Genomic DNA, 16758 nt, shown 5'->3' on the forward strand with positions numbered 1-16758 from the left:
GCTCGGGTGCACAATTTGCCAAACGCGTCACATCCTGGCAAGCGCGCGAACCGCACCCAGAAGCGGGCCCATCGGCCACCTCCGATGGGGCTACTCAGTGGACGCCGTGGTGGCTCGATCCGGGTGCGACCGCGGCCGTCCGCAGATCGGCTGGCTGAAGAGCGGCATGTACGACGAGTTTCGGAACGACCTCGCCAAGGTCGTGCGTGCCGCCGGAGTTCCTACCCCCAAGGCCGTCTCACTTCTGCAGGCGGGCGCGGAGCTGCTGGGCATCAGCGCCGGCATCGCGACCGTGGTGGGTCACCAGGGCCAGTCGTCTCCCAGTTTTCCGACGCCGTCGCCAGGCCAGACCACCAATGCCTCGGTGGCCGTCTCATCGAAGACCAACTGAGGGCCCCCGACCGACGCCAAGGCACATGCCGCGCTCAGCGCCGCCACGCCGTTCGGCTTACGGAAGGTCACCGTTTCCACCACCGCATCCGCCGGAACCGGCGGCAAGCTGCTCGCTCTACCGGCTGTGTATACGCTGACCTCCCCCAGATCCAGTCCGCCAGTGCTCGCGCAGGTGCCTGGGTTCGGACACTCCGGCAACCGCGAGCCGGCCTCTTCGCCGACGATCTCGAACCAGTTCGTCCCGTGGCAGCCCGACGAACGGAGGGCGTTGAGCACCTCGATGACCGAGGGCAACGGCAGAGCCTCCGGCACCCGGTCGGGCCTGCCTCGCACGAATCTCGCCGACGCGATCCACTCCGACATCCCGTTGCGAGAGAGACCGTGCAGCGGTATCACGAAGAGCGACCAACTCACGCCGCAGTCTCCCATCCTTGGAGCCGCTGCCGAAGGCCGGATCTGAACAAGCTCCCGATGCTCCGTCGAGCTCTCTGCGCTGGCTGCTCATCGGCGACGTCGGCTACGACCAGTCCTACGAGATCGATGTGCCGCTGGCGCTGCGCGCCGAGATCGAAGGGCTGTTCGTCGACCTGCCGCCCCGGCCGCGGGAGCGGTTCGCGCTCGTCGGCTGCACCCCGGCCGGCGCCACGTACGACCTCGACGGCCGGTTCGTCGCGAGCAGCGCGTCGACCGCGGCCGGCCCGCCGACCGAGCCGAGCGCCTTCCGGGCGTTCTCGCGGACATGCGAATCGGGATCGTCGGGCAGCCGCAGCAATGCCGGAGTCGCCTCGCGGTTGCCGAGCTTCCCAAGTGCGTACGCGACCATGGACCGTACCTGCGGCGCCCGGTCGGCGTGTATCCGATCTTGGTGCCCTCGGCGCGCCGACATCAGCGATGGTGGCCAAGTTGGTTGACGAAGACGCCCACCGGCGCGCGGTCGGGCGTGGGTCACCACTCGAAGGTCGTCCACTCCTGTGTCGGAATGTGGCCTTCGCTGGTGTCCCAGCAGCGATCAGCCCACGCCTTTGCCACCATCACTGGGCGGCTCAGCACAACGTCGCCGGCTCGCTGTGCCCGCAGCACCAGCCCGAGCTGTGGCGAGCACGGATCGGCGCGCTGCGAGTACCGTAGCTCCCTGCTGTGAGCCACGAGGTAGTCGGTGAACTCGTTCTCCAGGCGTGAGGGTGTTTGCCCCACCAGTCGCATTCCCTCCAGGGTTACCTGTGGGCCACGTAGTGCATTGATCGCGATGCCCGCCAGGCCGATCGACTCGTCGTAGTAGGTGGTGACCGCCGGCCCGGAGAACCTCGCGTCAGTGCGTCGCTCCAGCCAGAATTCCGCCCACCCTGCACTGCCCGAGGTGCCCTGCGAGACGGCAACGCTGAGGGCGCCATGCACCGCGGCTTGAACTTGGTCGTGTGTCATGCCGAACTTCAACGGGCCGACGTGCCCGAAAGGCGTGAACGACCACGGGAGCCGCTGCGCCTCGACCAGGACGCCCCAGACGTCCGTCGCCATGTTCCCTCCCGGTGGAATGCCGGGCCCCAGCAGCCAGCAGCGCGAAGATGATAATGGACGACAATCCGCTTCCCGGGTTGCCCGGGTTCCGTTTGAGCTGCTCGCGACTCACGGATCTGCCGCTCTGGGTGGGCTGACGTTCATTGCCGCTGGCGACGCAGGGTGATTTACGGCTACCTATCCTGCTTCCGCTTCCAGTGCCGTACCGGCCAATCAGCTCCTTCTGCGCGCCGCCTCCGCCTTCCTGGGCCGTTATCGTGGCCAGACTCGCGTCCATACCGAGTCCGACCTGCCTGTCTCCCTCCGCTGGTGCACCGACCACGGCCTTGACCCGCTGGCTGCGGCGCGGGTGGACATCGAGCGGTACGTGCGCGGTGCAGGTGGAGAAGGTCAGTGGCCTGGCGTTGGGAGCCGGTGGCGCAGTGGGCGTGGTAGCCGCCGGCCTTGGCGTCGACGCGCTGCAGCTCGGCGCGGACGCTGGCGGCTGACTCACCTCCCGGGCGGTACGCCGGGCGGCGGAGCCGTCTTCCTCGGAAACAGCCGCCAGGAGATCACGTTGGAGGTGGTGATGCCGGCCAGCACCAGGGCGGCGCTGAGGGCAACCAGCAACGGCGGTAGCGCGAGGGTCAGCGGGGCCAGGAGCGCGAGCAGCGCTATCCCGATCGGCCGCGACCAGGAGACCCGGCTGAATGCGACGTAGTCGAGCATCGCCCGGCCGACCAGGAACAACGCCGGCCCGCCGAAAATGGTCACGCCCCAGGCCACCTCGGTCTCGCCGAGGGGGTGCGCGATGATCAGCTTGTCCGCGACGCCGGTGACCGCGACGCCGATGACCATGACCAGGTGCGCGCCCGCCGCCAGGTTACCGACGTAGGCCGGAGCCCGGGACGAGGCGATGGCGTGGGAGAGCAACTCTCCTGCCCGGTAGTAGTAGATCTGCCACAGCAGCACCGTGATCAGGAACGCCACCAGCAGTGCGGCCGTCCGCTCCCGCTCGAAGCCATACGGGCTGAACTCGATGCCCGACGTCAGAATGGATTCACCGAAGGCAATAATCAGCACCTGCCGGTAGCGCTCGGTCAGGTGCTCCTCCGCGATCGGCTGGCCCCGCAGGCCCGCCCGGCCCAACCATGGGGTCGGGAAGTCGAGTAACCCGCCAGCGTAGGAGATGAGGACCGCAACGCTCCACCAGACCAGCCGGATGTCCCCGTCGGCGAAGATCCCGGCGATCCACGGCACTGCGGCGAGGCACGCCCAGAAGACGATCCGGGCACTGACGAGTTGCTCGTGCCCCTTCCCGCCGAACAGCACGAGCCAGAGATGTCGAAGCACGTCGACGGCGACGAAGACCGCCGCGAAGACGACCCCGCGTTCCTCGAAGGCCGCCGGCAACGCAGCGGCCATCAGCAGGGCACCGAGCATGGTCACGATGACCATGACCTGAATCATCGGCCGGGCGGGGTCGTACCGGTTCGCCGTCCAGGCCATGCGGTACCAGAGCCACCACAGGGCCATCAACAGCACCAGAGCCGAGTAGAAACCGTGCCAGTCCAGCTGCTCGGCCAGTCGGTCAGCAAGGCGGTTGAAGGCGAAGACGAGCACCACGTCGAAGAGCAGTTCCACGAAACCGGCCCGCTGCGGGGCTCCCGACTCCCCGGGAACTCAGGTGCCCCATCCCGCATGACCATGTGAATCTGCCCTAATGGTTCCGTTTCGGGCAGTATTCCACACAATCGCGTAGGGGACGCCAGGTCGATGGATCCGCGCGCCCGAGCCCTGGCGCGCACCGGCGGGCCACCTCGGCCCCCGCAGCAACCCGGGCGGCGACCGTCTCCTTCACGGTCAGGGTGCGGTCCAGCGCATCGGTAGCAACGGCCGAATCGCGCTCGGTCTCCATCCGGCCCCCAGAGGCTCGCTGATGCCGCTGATGGTGTGCAGCCAACATGCCGGGTCCGTGACGACGGGCGTGGGCGTAGGGTGCGGCCGGTGATCGGTGATGCCTGGTTGGATCGGTGTTTGTCTCCTTCGCCCGTGCTGCGGGGGCTGGCGAGGAACCCGGCAGCACCGGTCGACGTGCTGCTGCGGCTGGTGGAGGCGTGGCCGGAGCAGGCGTGCGAGGGGCTACGTCGCCGCCGCGTGCTGCCCCTGCCGGTGCGGGATGCGATGCTGCGTCATCCCTCGCCGAGGGTCCGCGCGGCGCTGGCCGCCCACCCGCACGTTGACGCTGTGGCGCGCGCCGAGCTGCTGGCCGACCCGGTGTGGCGGGTGAGACTGAGCGCGTTCGGCCAGCCCGGTCAGGAGCCGTTGCCGGACGACGTGCTGATGAGGTTGTTGGCCGAGCTCGACGACCCGCCCTCCGACATGCTGTTCATCCGCGAGGAGTTGTTCGGCGAGTTGTGCCATGCGACCGGGTATGAGCTGCGGCTGTTCCGGCTGGCTGCCGCGCACCCCCGGCCCGGGGTGCGCGGATTCGCGGCCGGTTCCCTGTACCTGCTGGACGAGCGGTCGCGCCAGGCGCTGCTGGAGGACGAAGCGCCCGAGGTACGGGCGGCCGCCGCAGCGGCCGTCGCACACCGGCAGCAGGTGATGCAGCCCGCGGATCTGCCGGACCAGCACTGTCACGCCTTCTGGTACGTGCTGCAGCGTCCACTGTCCCGCGCCCTGATCGATCAGGTGCTGGCCAGCGGCGACACGGACGCGCTGCAGGTGATGGGCAGGAACCCGACCGTCCCGCCCGACGTGGTCGAGACACTCCTGCGCCACCCCGACCCGTCGGTCCGGCAGGCAGTCACCGGCCGCGTCGACCTGACCGACGACCAGCTCGCCAGGCTCGCCGCCGACCCAGCGGTCGAGGTCCGCACCGCGCTCTCCAACCATCCCCGACTCACCGAGCAGCAGCGGGCCAGGATCGACATCGACGTGACCACCGTGACGGGCGACGGACACTACGGCACCGCGGACGTCCGCTGCCGCTGGATCCCCTATCCCGCCGACGACGCGGTGCCGGAACTCGCCGACGCGCTGCGGTGGGCCCGGTCGGTCGATCCGCTGCTGCGTCGCCGAGCGGCCCGCAACACCGAGCTGCCGGAGGACGTCGTCGCCATCCTCGCCGACGACCCCGACCCGGCGGTACGACGGCTCGTCGCCCTCGACGCGCACGCCGCCCCCGAACTCGTCGACCGCCTCACCACCGACCCGGACGCCACCGTACGACAGGCGATGGCAAGCAGCCCACGCCTGCCCGCATCGCGGATCACCGCGCTTCTCGACGATCCCGAACTGGCCGAGGCCGCCGAGGCCAACCCGGCTCTGCATGTTGATCAGATGCAGCAGATCCTGGGCAGGACCGCTGCGCGCTGACACCAGACGACACGCCTTCTACGTCTACCGCGACCTGATCCTGCGGGAACTGGCCCGAGACGGCGACCGCGAACACACGCCCATGCCGCGAACCGCTCGCCACAAGGAATGACCGCCGCACCGATTCCCGCATCGACGTGTGGTCACCGGGCAGCCGAGCACAGCAACTATCCCCCAGCATGGGCCGAACACGCAGGGCGGATCGACCACGGATGCGATATCCGGCCGGGTAATGCCGCCTTCCTCCTGGACCGCTACCGCGACTTCCTACGCCAAGCTGGCGGCAGGTTGCGACTCGTCACTTCCGAATGCCCCACCTGCCCAGGTTGCTGGTACCTCGACAAAGCAGTGGTCAGAGACGGGTTGAATGCCGTTACCCAGATCCTGCCGCCGCGAGCCCGGGCAGAATTTCGCCGGCTCCTGAACAGGCTCGACCATGACTTCCGGCGTCGCACCCTGCCGGACTCCCGCCCCAAACTGCGATGGACCGGCGAGCCGCAGCCCCCGTCAATGGTGTGCCCTCGTCGCTGTGCCCGCTCTCGACGTTCGGGTCCGCGCCGGCAGTCAAGAGGATCCGCACCACCACAGGCACGTTCTGTACCGAGGCCAGATAGAGGGGTGTCGTACCATCACGGCCCGCCGCATTCGGGTCGGCACCCGCACGCAAAAACGTAAGCGTGGCTGGAAGATCGTCACGCAGCAGCGACGCCATCAGCCGGGTGGTGAGCTTCTTACGCTGCCGGACGTTCACCCTCGTGGTGAGCCAGCGCGGGCCGGTCAGAAGATCAGCGCCCGGCCGAGACCCATGTCGGTGAGGCGGGTGGAGTGCACCGTCTTCGTGACCTCGAGAGCCTTTTCGATGCGCTCCTCCGGCGTGGTGTCGATCAGTCGGCGTCCGTCCCAGACCTCGTAGTCACCGATCGTCGCCAGGTGCGGCGCGATGCCCTCCTGGAACCAGTTCTCCCAGCGGTTGAGCTGGTCGGCGACAGGTAGCTGCTCCCACAGTCGCATGCCACCGCGGATCAGCTCGACGAGGCGCTCCTTCTCGTCGGGGTGCTGTTGCAGGTGTTCGCGGATGATCGAGGTGCCGACGGCCAGGTGACGCACCTCGTCGATGCCGGCGCCCTTCTCCATGTCCGCCATCCGGGGATCGAGCGGTCGCCACTTGCGTTCGCTGAGTTCGAACGACGGGGCGAGGAAGCCCTCGACCAGGATCGTCAGCAGCACCACGCCGCCGATGAAGTCCCGCTGGTCACGCACGATCGGCATGCCCAACTCTTCCAACGGGTCGAGGATGGTCGCCTGGTCGGTCGCGGTCTGCTGGGCGATGACGTCGGCGATGTCGCGCTCCTCGATGCCGAGGTTCCGCAGGTGGTTGCGGAAGATCATGGCGTGCCGGGTCTCGTCCATCAGCTGGGTGGCGTAGAACTCCATCGTCGCGGAGTCCGGCGCGCACGCCACGATGTAGCCGATCGCGCGGGCGGCCCGCTCCTCGGCCAACGCGCGGAAGGCCACCTCCTGGACGAGCGCGTCCCGCAGTGGCCCCGGCTCGTGGAGGAAGTCCGGGGTGACGAGCTCCGGCGCGTAGCCGAAGACGTTGCCGCGCAGGGTCCGTTGCGGGACGTTGTCGAACCAGTAGGGCAGGTCGCAGTCACGTACGGTGAGCCGAAGGCCCTCCGCCCCGTCGAACAGGGACGTCGCGTTCTCCCACTCGGCGGCGCCGTCCGTGGTCATCGTCGACCGCCCGGCACTGCCCGGCGTCGCGGTCGGGGCGTCGTGGGGGACCACCGGGCGCGCGAGCGCAGCGGGGCTGGCGACCGGTGCGGCCAGGGTGGGAGAGCCGGCGGCGTCCGTCGCGGGCACGGAGACCGGCGTCCGGACGGCGTCCGTCGCGGGAACCGTCTCACTGACGGACGCGGCTTCGGGCTGCCGAGCCGGCGTGTGGGCGGTGTCGGTCACCGGCACGGATTCGGACCGTGGAGCCGGCACGGGTTCGGGGCGCGGGGCCGGCGCGGGAGCAGCGCCCCCGGTCTGCGGCTGCGCGGCGGCGGACGGTAGGGCGTCGGACATGACGAACGGGCCGGTCCCGTCGAGGTAGTCGACAAGCGCCGACGCGACGCTGGCCCGCGACGGCGGGTGGAAGGCGACGCACTGGCAGGCGGCGACGAGGTAGGCCACGTCCGGGGAGCTGATGAACGACATTCCGCCGAGCATCTCGACCGCCTGTCGGGCGGCGTCGGTGATGGCGTCCTGCGCGCCGTAGCGGGCCGCCAGCGCGCGGGCCAGCGCGTCGTTGTCCGTCTCGCCGGCCATCATGGCGCGGGCCGTGCCCTCCAGCAACTGCGTGGCCGTCTCCAGCCGGGTGCCCAGCGCGGCCCGGTCGGTGATCGCACCGCGTCCGGCGGCCAACGCGCGTTCGACGAGCGCGCTCGCCATCCCCAGGTACGAGGCGGTGATGAGCAGCTCGAACCAGATGAACCCGGTCGTCTGCAGATCGTCGAGCATCCCGTCCGGACCGTTCTCGGTCGGGATGACCAACTCCTCCTCGATGTACACATCGGTCAGCCGGACCTCGTCGCTCTCCGCGCCGGCGAGCACACTGCTGCCCCAGAACGGGTGCCGCGTGATGCCGCGCAGCGTGGACGGCATGAGCAGGAACGCCGTCTGCAGCCCGCCGTTCGCCGCCGGCACCGTCACGCTGGCCGTGAGCAGGTCCATCGAGTGGCTCAGGCTGCACGGCTTCTTCGACCCGTTGATCCGGTACCCGCCCGGGGCCGGCGTCGCCGTCATCGTGGGGGAGAGGATCCCCTGGGCCGGGCGGCCCTCGGCGAACCCGGACGAGACCAGCAGGTTGCGGCTGGTGATCGCCTCCAACAGGGCCCACTCCATGCCGGAGTTCTTGATGCTCTCGGCGAAGGTGAACAGTGTCGCCACCGAGAAGTGGTGCATCGTGGTTCCGACCGCCAGCGACGGCGCGTGGGCGCCGATCGCGCGGGTGACCCGTACCGCCTCCAGCGGGGTGGCACCGAGCCCGCCGTAGTCCTTCGGGATCACCAGGCTGGGGCCGCCGCTGGCCCGGAACACCGGCAGGGTGGCCCCGCCGGGCGCCTCCCGCTGGTCGAAGGGAATCTTCGACAACCCGTCGAGCAGCCCAGGGAGATAGGACTCGCACAGGGCACGCGCCTCGTCAAGTGATCGCATCGAGGTTCCTCCAACGACCGGCGGTCAGGGGTGTGGTCAGCGTGGGATGAGCGCGCGGGCCGCCGCACGACGCAGCTTGCCGGACGGGGTTTTCGGCAGCGAGGCCGGCGGCAGGACGACGACCGACGCGGGACGGGCGTCGACGTCGGCGATGACCCGGTTGACGATGGCGTCGCGTAGTGCCTGCTCGGCTGCCGCGTCACCGACCAGCCGGGACTCGACCAGTACCGCGAACGACTCCCGCGCCACGCCGTCGCCGGCCATCAGCCGCACCGCGGCGACGTTGCCTTCCCGAACGCCGTCGACCGTGGCGGCCGCGCGCTCGATGTCGGTCGGGTAGATGTTGCGGCCAGCCATGATGATGACGTCCTTGGCGCGTCCGCAGATCACGAGCCGACCGTCGACCAGGTAGCCCTCGTCGCCGATGTCCAGCCAACCGTCGTCGTCCAGGGACGCGGCCGGCCCCTGCTCGGTGAGGTAGCTCGCGGTCACCGAGTCGCCGCGTAGCTGCACCCGGCCGACCTCGCGGTCGGCCAGCTCGGCTCCGGACTCGTCGACCACGCGGACGGTGACGGTCGGGACGGCGACACCGAGCAGGGGGAGCCGACGCACGCCGGTGGCGTGGTCGTCGCGAACCGGCACGGCCCGCCGGTTCTTCTCCAGCTCCAGGGCGTCGATGGTGTCGAGGATCATCGGCTCGGAGAGGTCCGACAGCGAGATGACCAGGGCACTCTCCGCCGCGCCGTAGCAGCAGTTCACCGCTTCGGGACGCAGGCCGAACCGGGCCCCGGCCGCGACGAAGGCCTCCACCGTGGACGGGTCGATCGGCTCGGCGCCGTTACAGGCGGACTTCATCCGTGACAGGTCGAGCGAACCGGCTTCGGCGCGGGCGAGCTGCCGGGTCAGGATCGCGTACGCGAAGTTCGGCGCCGCCGTGATCGTGCCGCCGTACTGGCTCATCAGCTCGGCCCACACCATCGGACGGCCGAGGAACTCCGCGGGAGTGACGCTGACCAGGTCGGCGCCGCTGAACATCGGGAGCAGCAGGCAGCCGACCATTCCCATGTCGTGGAAGAGCGGTAGCCAGCTGACCACCACGTCGTCGTCGCCGCAGTCCAGGCGGGCCGCGGTGTCGACGAGGTTCGCACAGATGTTGCGGTGGGTGATCTGGACCGCCTTCGGCTCGGCGGTCGAACCACTGGTCAACTGGAGCAGCGCGGTGTCGTCCTCGGCGGCCGGCACGACGGTGAACTCGCGGTCGCTGTCCAGGTCGGCGATCATCCGGTACGCGATGCCCTCCGCGCGGAGCACGTCGGCCATCGCCTCGAACGGGGCGCCCACGAGCACCAGGCGAGCGTCGATCATGCGGAGCACCCGCAGCGTGTCGTCGCGCCAGACGGCCAGGTCGGTCCGCGGGGTCGGCTGGTGCAGCATGGTCAGGCTGCCGCCGGCCAGCCAGATGCCCTGGGCGACCCGGGCGACCTCCCCGGGGTCACCGGCCAGGACCGCGACCGCCTGCCGGGGGGCGAGTCCCCCTCGACCAGCGCCGCCGCGGTACGCCGGGCGGCGGTGTGCAACTGTCCCCAACTTCGCCGGACCGGGCGTGCCGGTGCTCCGGTGACCATGCCGCGTGGTGACGCTGCGGCGGTGCCGACGATGGTGTCGACGAAACGACTCATGCGGGTCGCGCCAGGATCATGGCGCACAGGATAGGGCAGCGACATCCACCGTGCATATAGGCTTCGGCGGCGGGATCGCCGGTGTCGGCGGTTGTGCTGATCGCTACCGTCCATGGAGGATTGGCGGCCACTCGGTGGGTGGGTCACCGAGGCGCTGTGGTTGACGTTCGCGGAAAGGTGGCGACCGATGGGTGACCCCGAGAAGCAGTGGTGGTTGGAGGTCGTCCGCACCGAGGCGGCCGCGGTGCTCGGGCGCCCGCCTGCGGAGATTCCTCCCGACGGGGCCTTCGCCGACCTGGGATTCGACTCGCTGACCGCGCTCGAGTTGGCCGAGCGACTCGCGGACGCGAGCGGACTGGCGCTCTCCGGCACGCTCGCCTTCGACTATCCCCACCCGTCGGCCCTCGCCGAGTACCTGGCCGAGCAAGCCGGCCACCCGGCCGAGACCGGAAGCCCGGTCGTCCCCCGTCCGGCGGAGCGGACGGAGGACGCCGCACCGGAGGACGACGGTGAGGCGATCGCCATCGTGGGAATGGCCTGTCGCTTCCCGGGCGGAGTGTCCACTCCGGACGAGTTCTGGGCCGATCTCGCCGAGGGACGGGACCGGATCGGGCCGTTCCCCACCGACCGGGGCTGGGACCCGGCCGTGTACCACCCCGACCCGGACCACCCCGGCTCGACGTACGCCCGGCACGGCGGTTTCCTCCACGACGCCGGGGATTTCGACGCCGGCTTCTTCGGGTTGTCGCCCCGGGAGGCGCTGGCCACCGACCCGCAACAGCGGTTGATGCTGGAGATCTCCTGGGAGGCGTTGGAACGCGCCGGCCTCGACCCACGCGCGCTGCGGGGGAGCCGCACCGGAGTGTTCACCGGGGTGATCGGCAACGACTACGCACCGGGCCTCGGCTCCATCCCGCCGGAGGTCGGCGGTTTCCTGCTCGCCGGCAACGCGGCCAGCGTCGTGTCCGGCCGGGTGTCGTACACGTTCGGCCTGGAAGGCCCGTCGTTGTCGGTGGACACGGCCTGCTCGTCGTCGCTGGTCGCCCTGCATCTGGCGGCCCGGTCGCTGCGCGCCGGTGAATGTGCCCTCGCGCTGGCCGGCGGGGTGACCGTGCTCGGCACACCGTTGCTGTTCACCGAGTTCAGCCGACAGCGCGGGCTCTCACCGGACGGCCGGTGCCGGTCGTTCGCTGCGGCGGCCGACGGGACCGGGTGGGCCGAGGGAGCCGGCGTGCTGGTCCTCGAGCGCCTCGCCGACGCCCGCCGACACGGGCGGCGGGTGCTGGCGATCCTGCGGGGCAGCGCGGTCAACTCCGACGGGGCGTCCAACGGACTGACCGCGCCGAACGGGCCGTCCCAGCAGCGGCTGATCGCCGACGCCCTCGCCGACGCGGGACTCCTACCGTCCGACGTGGACGCGGTGGAGGCGCACGGCACCGGCACGCGGCTGGGGGACCCGATCGAGGCCGGGGCGTTGCTCGGCGCGTACGGCCCCGGCCGGCGGACCCCGCTCTGGCTCGGGTCGGTGAAGTCCAACATCGGCCACGCCCAGGCCGCGGCCGGCGTGGCCGGGGTCATCAAGATGGTCCTCGCGCTGCGCAACGGTCGGCTGCCCCGCACGCTGCACGTCGACGAGCCGACCCCGTACGTGGACTGGTCCGCCGGTCCGCTGCGGCTGCTCACCGACGAGCAGCCCTGGCCGTCCAGGGCCGTGCCGCGCCGCGCGGCCGTCTCGTCGTTCGGCATCAGCGGCACCAACGCCCACGTGATCCTGGAGGAGGCGCCGCCGGCGGAGCCCACCGGTCCGGCCGGCCACGGGGGACCGGCGGCACCGCTGGTGGTCTCCGCGCGGACCGCCCCCGCGCTCCGCGAGCAGGCCGGTCGCCTCGACGCCTTCCTCACCGCCCACCCGGACCTGCCGGCGGTGGCGGCCGCGGCGGCCGCGCGTACCTCGTTCGAACACCGTGCCGTCGTCCTCCACCGCGACGGTCTCGCCGCGCTCGCCGCCGGGCAGGACCACCCGGCGGTGACCACCGGTACGGCCACCGAGGGCAAGCTGGCCCTGGTCTTCGCCGGCCAGGGATCGCAGCGACCCGCGATGGGACGGGAGCTGGCCGCCGCCGATCCGTGGTTCGCCGAGGCGTACGACGAGGTCTGTGCCGCCCTGGACCAGTACCTGGACCGTCCCCTCCGGACGGTGATCGACGACCCGGAGCTGCTCGACCAGACCGGCTACACCCAGCCGGCGCTCTTCGCCGTGGAGGTGGCGCTGTACCGCCTCCTGCGGCACCGGGGCGTCCGGCCGGACGTCGTCCTCGGCCACTCGGTGGGGGAGATCGCCGCAGCCCACGTGGCCGGCGCCCTGTCGCTGGACGACGCCGCCCGGCTCGTCGTCGCCCGGGGCCGGTTGATGCAGGCGCTGCCCACCGGCGGCGCGATGGTCGCGATCCAGGCCGCACCGCACGAGGTCGAACCGCTGATCGCCGACCCGGCGCTGCGCGTGGGTCTCGCCGCCGTCAACGGCCCGACCTCGGTCGTCCTCGCCGGGCCGGAGGACGCGGTCCAGGGCGTGGCCGACACGTTCGCCGCGCAGGGCCGCAAGACCACCCGGCTGCGGGTCAGTCATGCGTTCCACTCCCCGCTGATGGACCCGATGCTCGCCGAGTTCGGCGAGCTGGAGGCGGAACTCACCCACCGGCCGCTCGACATCGCCCTGGTCGCCAACGAGACGGGGCGGACGATCGACGCGATCACCCCGGGGCACTGGACCCGGCACGTACGGCGGCCGGTGCGGTTCGCCGAGAGCGTGCGTCGGCTCCGCGAGCAGGGGGTCACCCGGTTCCTGGAGGTCGGGCCTGGCGGCGTGTTGTCGGCGCTGGTCCTTGAGTCCGTCGGCGACCTGGACGCCGCCGACGCGACCGGCGAACGGACGGTCGCCGTGCCACTGCTGCGCACCGGACGCGACGAGGCCGCCTCGGTCCACGCGGCGTTGGCCAGCCTGTACGTCCGGGGCGTGACGGTCGACTGGAGTGCAGTGTCCGGCGCGGCCGTCCCACCCGTGGAACTGCCCACCTACCCGTTCCAGCGCAGGCGGTACTGGCTGACGCCGTCGGTCCAGGGGCTCCCGGGCGAACCGGTCGAGTCGCCGGGCGCGTCGGGCGAGGCCGGACTGCTGCTGACCGATGAGCTGTCGCTCGCCGCGCAACCGTGGCTCGCCGACCACCGCATCGGTGGTGCCGTCGTCGTTCCCGGGGCCCTGCTGGCGGAACTGGCGGCCCGGGCCGGCGACCGCGCCGGCTGCGCCGAGGTGGTCGAACTCCTGTTGCACACCCCGCTGGTGCTGCCGGAGACCGGCGTGGTCGAGACCCGGGTGGTCGTCGCCGAACCGGTGGGTGACGGAACCCGCTCGCTGGCGATCCAGGCGCGTCACCCCGACGGGCCGTGGACCTCCCACGCGACCGGAGCCGTCGCCCCGATGCGGACCAGCGACGCCACCCGGCTGAGGATCTGGCCGCCGCCGGGCGCACGGCCGCTGACCACGGACGGGTTCTACACCACCCTGCGCGCCAGCGGCTACGGCTACGGGCCGGTCTTCCAGGGCCTCGAACGGGCGTGGCAGCGGGGGGACGAGATCTTCGCCGACGTGGCCCTGCCCGCCGGAGCGGGTGATTCGGGCGACCGGTTCATGCTGCACCCGGCCCTGCTCGACGCGTCGCTGCACGCGCTCGGCCTGCTCGGGGACGCTGGCTCGGACGGCGGGCTCGCGCTGCCGTTCTCGTGGACCGGCCTACAGGTGCACGCCCACGGCGCCACGGCACTCCGGGTACGGCTGAACCGCAGCGGGGAGGGCGTCGGCGTGGTCCTCGCCGACCCGTCCGGCGCGCCGGTCGTCTCGGTCCGGCAGCTCGCCCTGCGCCCTATCACCCCCGACCGGCTCGCCGTCGGCCCGGCTGCCGGCTCCGACTCGTACGAACTGCGGTGGGTGCCGACCGACGCGGCCCGGTCCGACGCGCCCGTGGTCTGGCTCGACCATCTGACGGCGTCGGACCAGGTGCCCGACGTGGTCTTCGCCGAGCTGCCGGGAGGCGGCGGCGTGCCATACCGTACGGTCTCGGCCGCGCTCGCCCTGGTCCACCGGTGGCTGGCGGAGGCCCGGTACGGCGCCGCCCGACTGGCCGTGGTGACCCGGCAGGCGGTCGGCGACCCGCCGCAGGACCTCGCCCAGGCGGCGGCGTGGGGGCTGCTGCGGTCGACGCAGTCCGAGCATCCCGGCCGGTTCACGCTGATCGACGTGGACGACGCCCCCGAGTCGTGGTCGGCGCTGGCCACGGCTGCGGCCAGCGGCGAGCCGCAGGTCACCATCAGCGCCGGCCGCCTGCTGGTACCCCGACTCCAGCCTGCGGCCGAGGCCGCTGTCCCGGCGGACGCCGCGCCTACCGGGCCACGCCCGTGGAACCCGGACGGGACGGTCCTCGTCACCGGGGCGACCGGCGCCCTGGGGCGGCTCGTGACCCGGCATCTGGTCGAGCGGGGGAGAGCCCGGCACCTGGTGCTCGTCTCCCGACGGGGCGCCGACGCGCCCGGCGCCACCGACCTGGCCGGTGAGGTGGAGAAGTGGGGTGCCGAGTCGGTCCGCGTCGTCGCGTGCGACGTCGCCGACCCGACCGCCCTGGCGGACCTGCTCGGGTCCATACCCGCCGAGCGTCCCCTCACGGCGGTGCTGCATCTGGCCGGCGTGCTGGACGACGGTGTCGTCGAGTCGCAGACGTCACAGCGGGTGGCCGCGGTGCTGCGGCCGAAGGCGGACGGCGCAGGGCTGCTGCACGAACTGACCAGGGACACCGACCTGGCCGCGTTCGTCCTCTTCTCCTCCGCCGCCGGCCTGCTCGGGTCCCCCGGGCAGTCGGGATACGCGGCCGCCAACGCTTACCTCGACGCCCTCGCCCAGCATCGACGCGCGCACGGGTTGCCGGCGCAGTCGCTGGCGTGGGGCCTCTGGGAGCTGCCGGACGGCATGGCCGAACAGGTCAGCGCCGCCGGGCTGCGCCGGATGCGGGAGATCGGGCTGGCGCCGCTCACGGCGGAGCGCGGACTCGACCTGCTGGACCTGGCGCTCGACTCCGACGCGATGACGCGGGTCCTCGCCGACGTCGACACCGCACTGCTGAGTCGGCACGACCGGCGAGCGATTCCGGCGGTGCTGCACGACCTGATGACCCCCGACCAGGCGGCCGGATCCGGGACCGCCGCTCCGGCGCACCCGGGCACCAGGTCGACGCTGCGAGGCGACGGGAGCGGCCCGGCCGGTGGGACCATCCCGGGGGGCAAGGATCTCGCCCGCATCCTGCCCGGGTTGGCCCCCGCCGACCAGGACCAGGTATTGCGCGACATGGTGCTGGCCGAGGTCGCCCGAGTCCTAGGCCACTCGTCGAGCGACGACCTGGACAGCTCGCGCACGCTGACCGACCTCGGGTTCGACTCGCTGACCGCAGTGGAACTGCGCAACCGGCTCGCCACCGCGACCGGGCTCACCCTGCCGGCCACCCTGGTCCTCGACTATCCGAACGTCCGCGAACTGGTCGGCTACCTGCGGGGCGAGTTGCTGCCCGACCGGGCCACCACCGCGCTCGGTGTGCTCGAGGAACTGTCCCGGCTGGAGTCCGGCCTGGCGAACCTCACCCTGGACGCGGTGGCACGCCAGCGGCTCGGCGACGCCGTCGGTCGGTTGATGTCGGTCGTGGAGGCCAGCCCGGACAAGGTCGACTTGGCGAAGGACGACTTCTTCGACCTGATCGACTAGGGCCTGACGGGCTGATCGACTAGGGCCTGACGGGCCGTCGGCGCGGGGCAGTGGGCGGCCCGGCCCGTCACTACGGTACGGAGGATGGACAGCTCCCACCCGCCGGTGGCCGGCATCGTGCACCAGGCGCCCGCGCCCGGCTCGACCGTACGGCTGCGCCCGGTGACCGAGGACGACCTGGCGATGTTGCGCCGGTTCGTGGTCGAACCCGGGCTGGTCGGGCTCGACTGGGCCGGCTTCCGGGACGCCGCCGCGCCGGCCCGCCGCTTCGCCGAGGACGGCTATCTCGGCGAGCGGGTCGGCGGCCTGATCGTGCAGGTCGAACCGGCAGCGGACGCCCCGGCGGGCTTTCTCAGTTATCTCCAGAGCCAGTACGGCGGGCGGACGCCCTACTGGGAGATCGGTATCGTGCTGCTGCCCGAGTGGCGCGGCCAGGGCATCGGCTGGCGGGCCCAGGCGCTGCTCTGCGACTACCTGTTCAGCCACACCCCGGCGCAGCGCATCCAGGCCAGCACCCACCCCGAGAACGCCGCCGAGCAACGGTCGTTGGGAAAGGCCGGCTTCCAGTTGGAGGGGGTCGTGCGGGCCGGCGAGTTCCGGGCTGGCGCGTGGCGTGACGTATGGCTCTACAGCCGGCTGCGCGACGACCCGTCACCGCTGTGACCGAACGGCTCGGCGTCCCCGCGGTTCCGGGTCGCGCCGTTGCGGAAGACGTCTGCGGCAACAACCCGTGTCATGGCGGCAGAGCCTGCCCAGCGGGGCTGGCCGCGGTGCAGAGGTGGGCGCGGCGGCACCGCACCCGAGGTCGGC

The 16758-nt window shown here is 71.7% G+C and carries 10 protein-coding genes and 1 pseudogene; 5 read left to right on the forward strand and 6 right to left on the reverse strand.

Annotated features, from left to right (window positions below):
• Positions 1-97: 97 nt before the first annotated feature.
• Together GA0074692_RS35255 and GA0074692_RS36865 are read left to right on the forward strand one after the other, a co-directional pair.
• Complete coding sequence (locus tag GA0074692_RS35255) at positions 98-391, forward strand: hypothetical protein (RefSeq protein WP_218106563.1); 294 nt, start codon at positions 98-100, stop codon at positions 389-391.
• Positions 392-553: 162 nt separating this feature from the next.
• Positions 554-853, forward strand: coding sequence for a hypothetical protein (locus tag GA0074692_RS36865; RefSeq protein WP_091640143.1), 300 nt, complete (start codon positions 554-556; stop codon positions 851-853).
• Between the two features lie 69 nt (positions 854-922).
• Here the strand turns inward: GA0074692_RS36865 and GA0074692_RS36870 are convergent, their stop codons facing one another.
• The 3 genes from GA0074692_RS36870 to GA0074692_RS05800 all read right to left on the reverse strand — a co-directional run bounded on the left by GA0074692_RS36870 (position 923) and on the right by GA0074692_RS05800 (position 3531).
• Positions 923-1279, reverse strand: coding sequence for a HEAT repeat domain-containing protein (locus tag GA0074692_RS36870; RefSeq protein ID WP_091640145.1), 357 nt, complete (start codon positions 1277-1279; stop codon positions 923-925).
• 59 nt (positions 1280-1338) lie between these two features.
• Positions 1339-1908 (reverse strand): hypothetical protein, encoded by a 570-nt coding sequence (locus GA0074692_RS35260; protein ID WP_218106564.1) that lies wholly within the window; start codon positions 1906-1908, stop codon positions 1339-1341.
• Between the two features lie 489 nt (positions 1909-2397).
• The gene (locus GA0074692_RS05800) at positions 2398-3531 is read right to left on the reverse strand and encodes a low temperature requirement protein A (RefSeq protein ID WP_091640147.1); all 1134 of its coding nucleotides are present in this window, start codon (positions 3529-3531) and stop codon (positions 2398-2400) included.
• Between the two features lie 393 nt (positions 3532-3924).
• On the opposite strand from GA0074692_RS05800, the gene GA0074692_RS05805 reads away from it, so the two are divergent.
• The gene (locus GA0074692_RS05805; RefSeq protein ID WP_245730187.1) at positions 3925-5268 is read left to right on the forward strand and encodes a HEAT repeat domain-containing protein; all 1344 of its coding nucleotides are present in this window, start codon (positions 3925-3927) and stop codon (positions 5266-5268) included.
• 373 nt (positions 5269-5641) lie between these two features.
• Here the strand turns inward: GA0074692_RS05805 and GA0074692_RS05810 are convergent, their stop codons facing one another.
• The 3 genes from GA0074692_RS05810 to GA0074692_RS05825 all read right to left on the reverse strand — a co-directional run bounded on the left by GA0074692_RS05810 (position 5642) and on the right by GA0074692_RS05825 (position 10056).
• The gene (locus GA0074692_RS05810) at positions 5642-5980 is read right to left on the reverse strand and encodes an ankyrin repeat domain-containing protein (protein WP_245730610.1); all 339 of its coding nucleotides are present in this window, start codon (positions 5978-5980) and stop codon (positions 5642-5644) included.
• A gap of 65 nt (positions 5981-6045) precedes the next feature.
• Positions 6046-8469, reverse strand: a complete 2424-nt coding sequence (locus GA0074692_RS36670) for an acyl-CoA dehydrogenase family protein (protein ID WP_342672827.1) — start codon at positions 8467-8469, stop codon at positions 6046-6048.
• 36 nt (positions 8470-8505) lie between these two features.
• The gene (locus tag GA0074692_RS05825) at positions 8506-10056 is read right to left on the reverse strand and encodes a long-chain-fatty-acid--CoA ligase (protein WP_218106565.1); all 1551 of its coding nucleotides are present in this window, start codon (positions 10054-10056) and stop codon (positions 8506-8508) included.
• Positions 10057-10362: 306 nt separating this feature from the next.
• On the opposite strand from GA0074692_RS05825, the pseudogene GA0074692_RS05830 reads away from it, so the two are divergent.
• Positions 10363-15948 (forward strand): annotated as a pseudogene (locus tag GA0074692_RS05830) (SDR family NAD(P)-dependent oxidoreductase); the annotation flags it as partial.
• Positions 15949-16032: 84 nt separating this feature from the next.
• Positions 16033-16611: a GNAT family N-acetyltransferase gene (locus GA0074692_RS05835; RefSeq protein WP_091640151.1), complete on the forward strand. Its 579-nt coding sequence runs from the start codon at positions 16033-16035 to the stop codon at positions 16609-16611.
• Positions 16612-16758: the final 147 nt, after the last annotated feature.

Source organism: Micromonospora pallida (genome assembly GCF_900090325.1).
Taxonomy (GTDB): Bacteria; Actinomycetota; Actinomycetes; order Mycobacteriales; family Micromonosporaceae; genus Micromonospora; species Micromonospora pallida.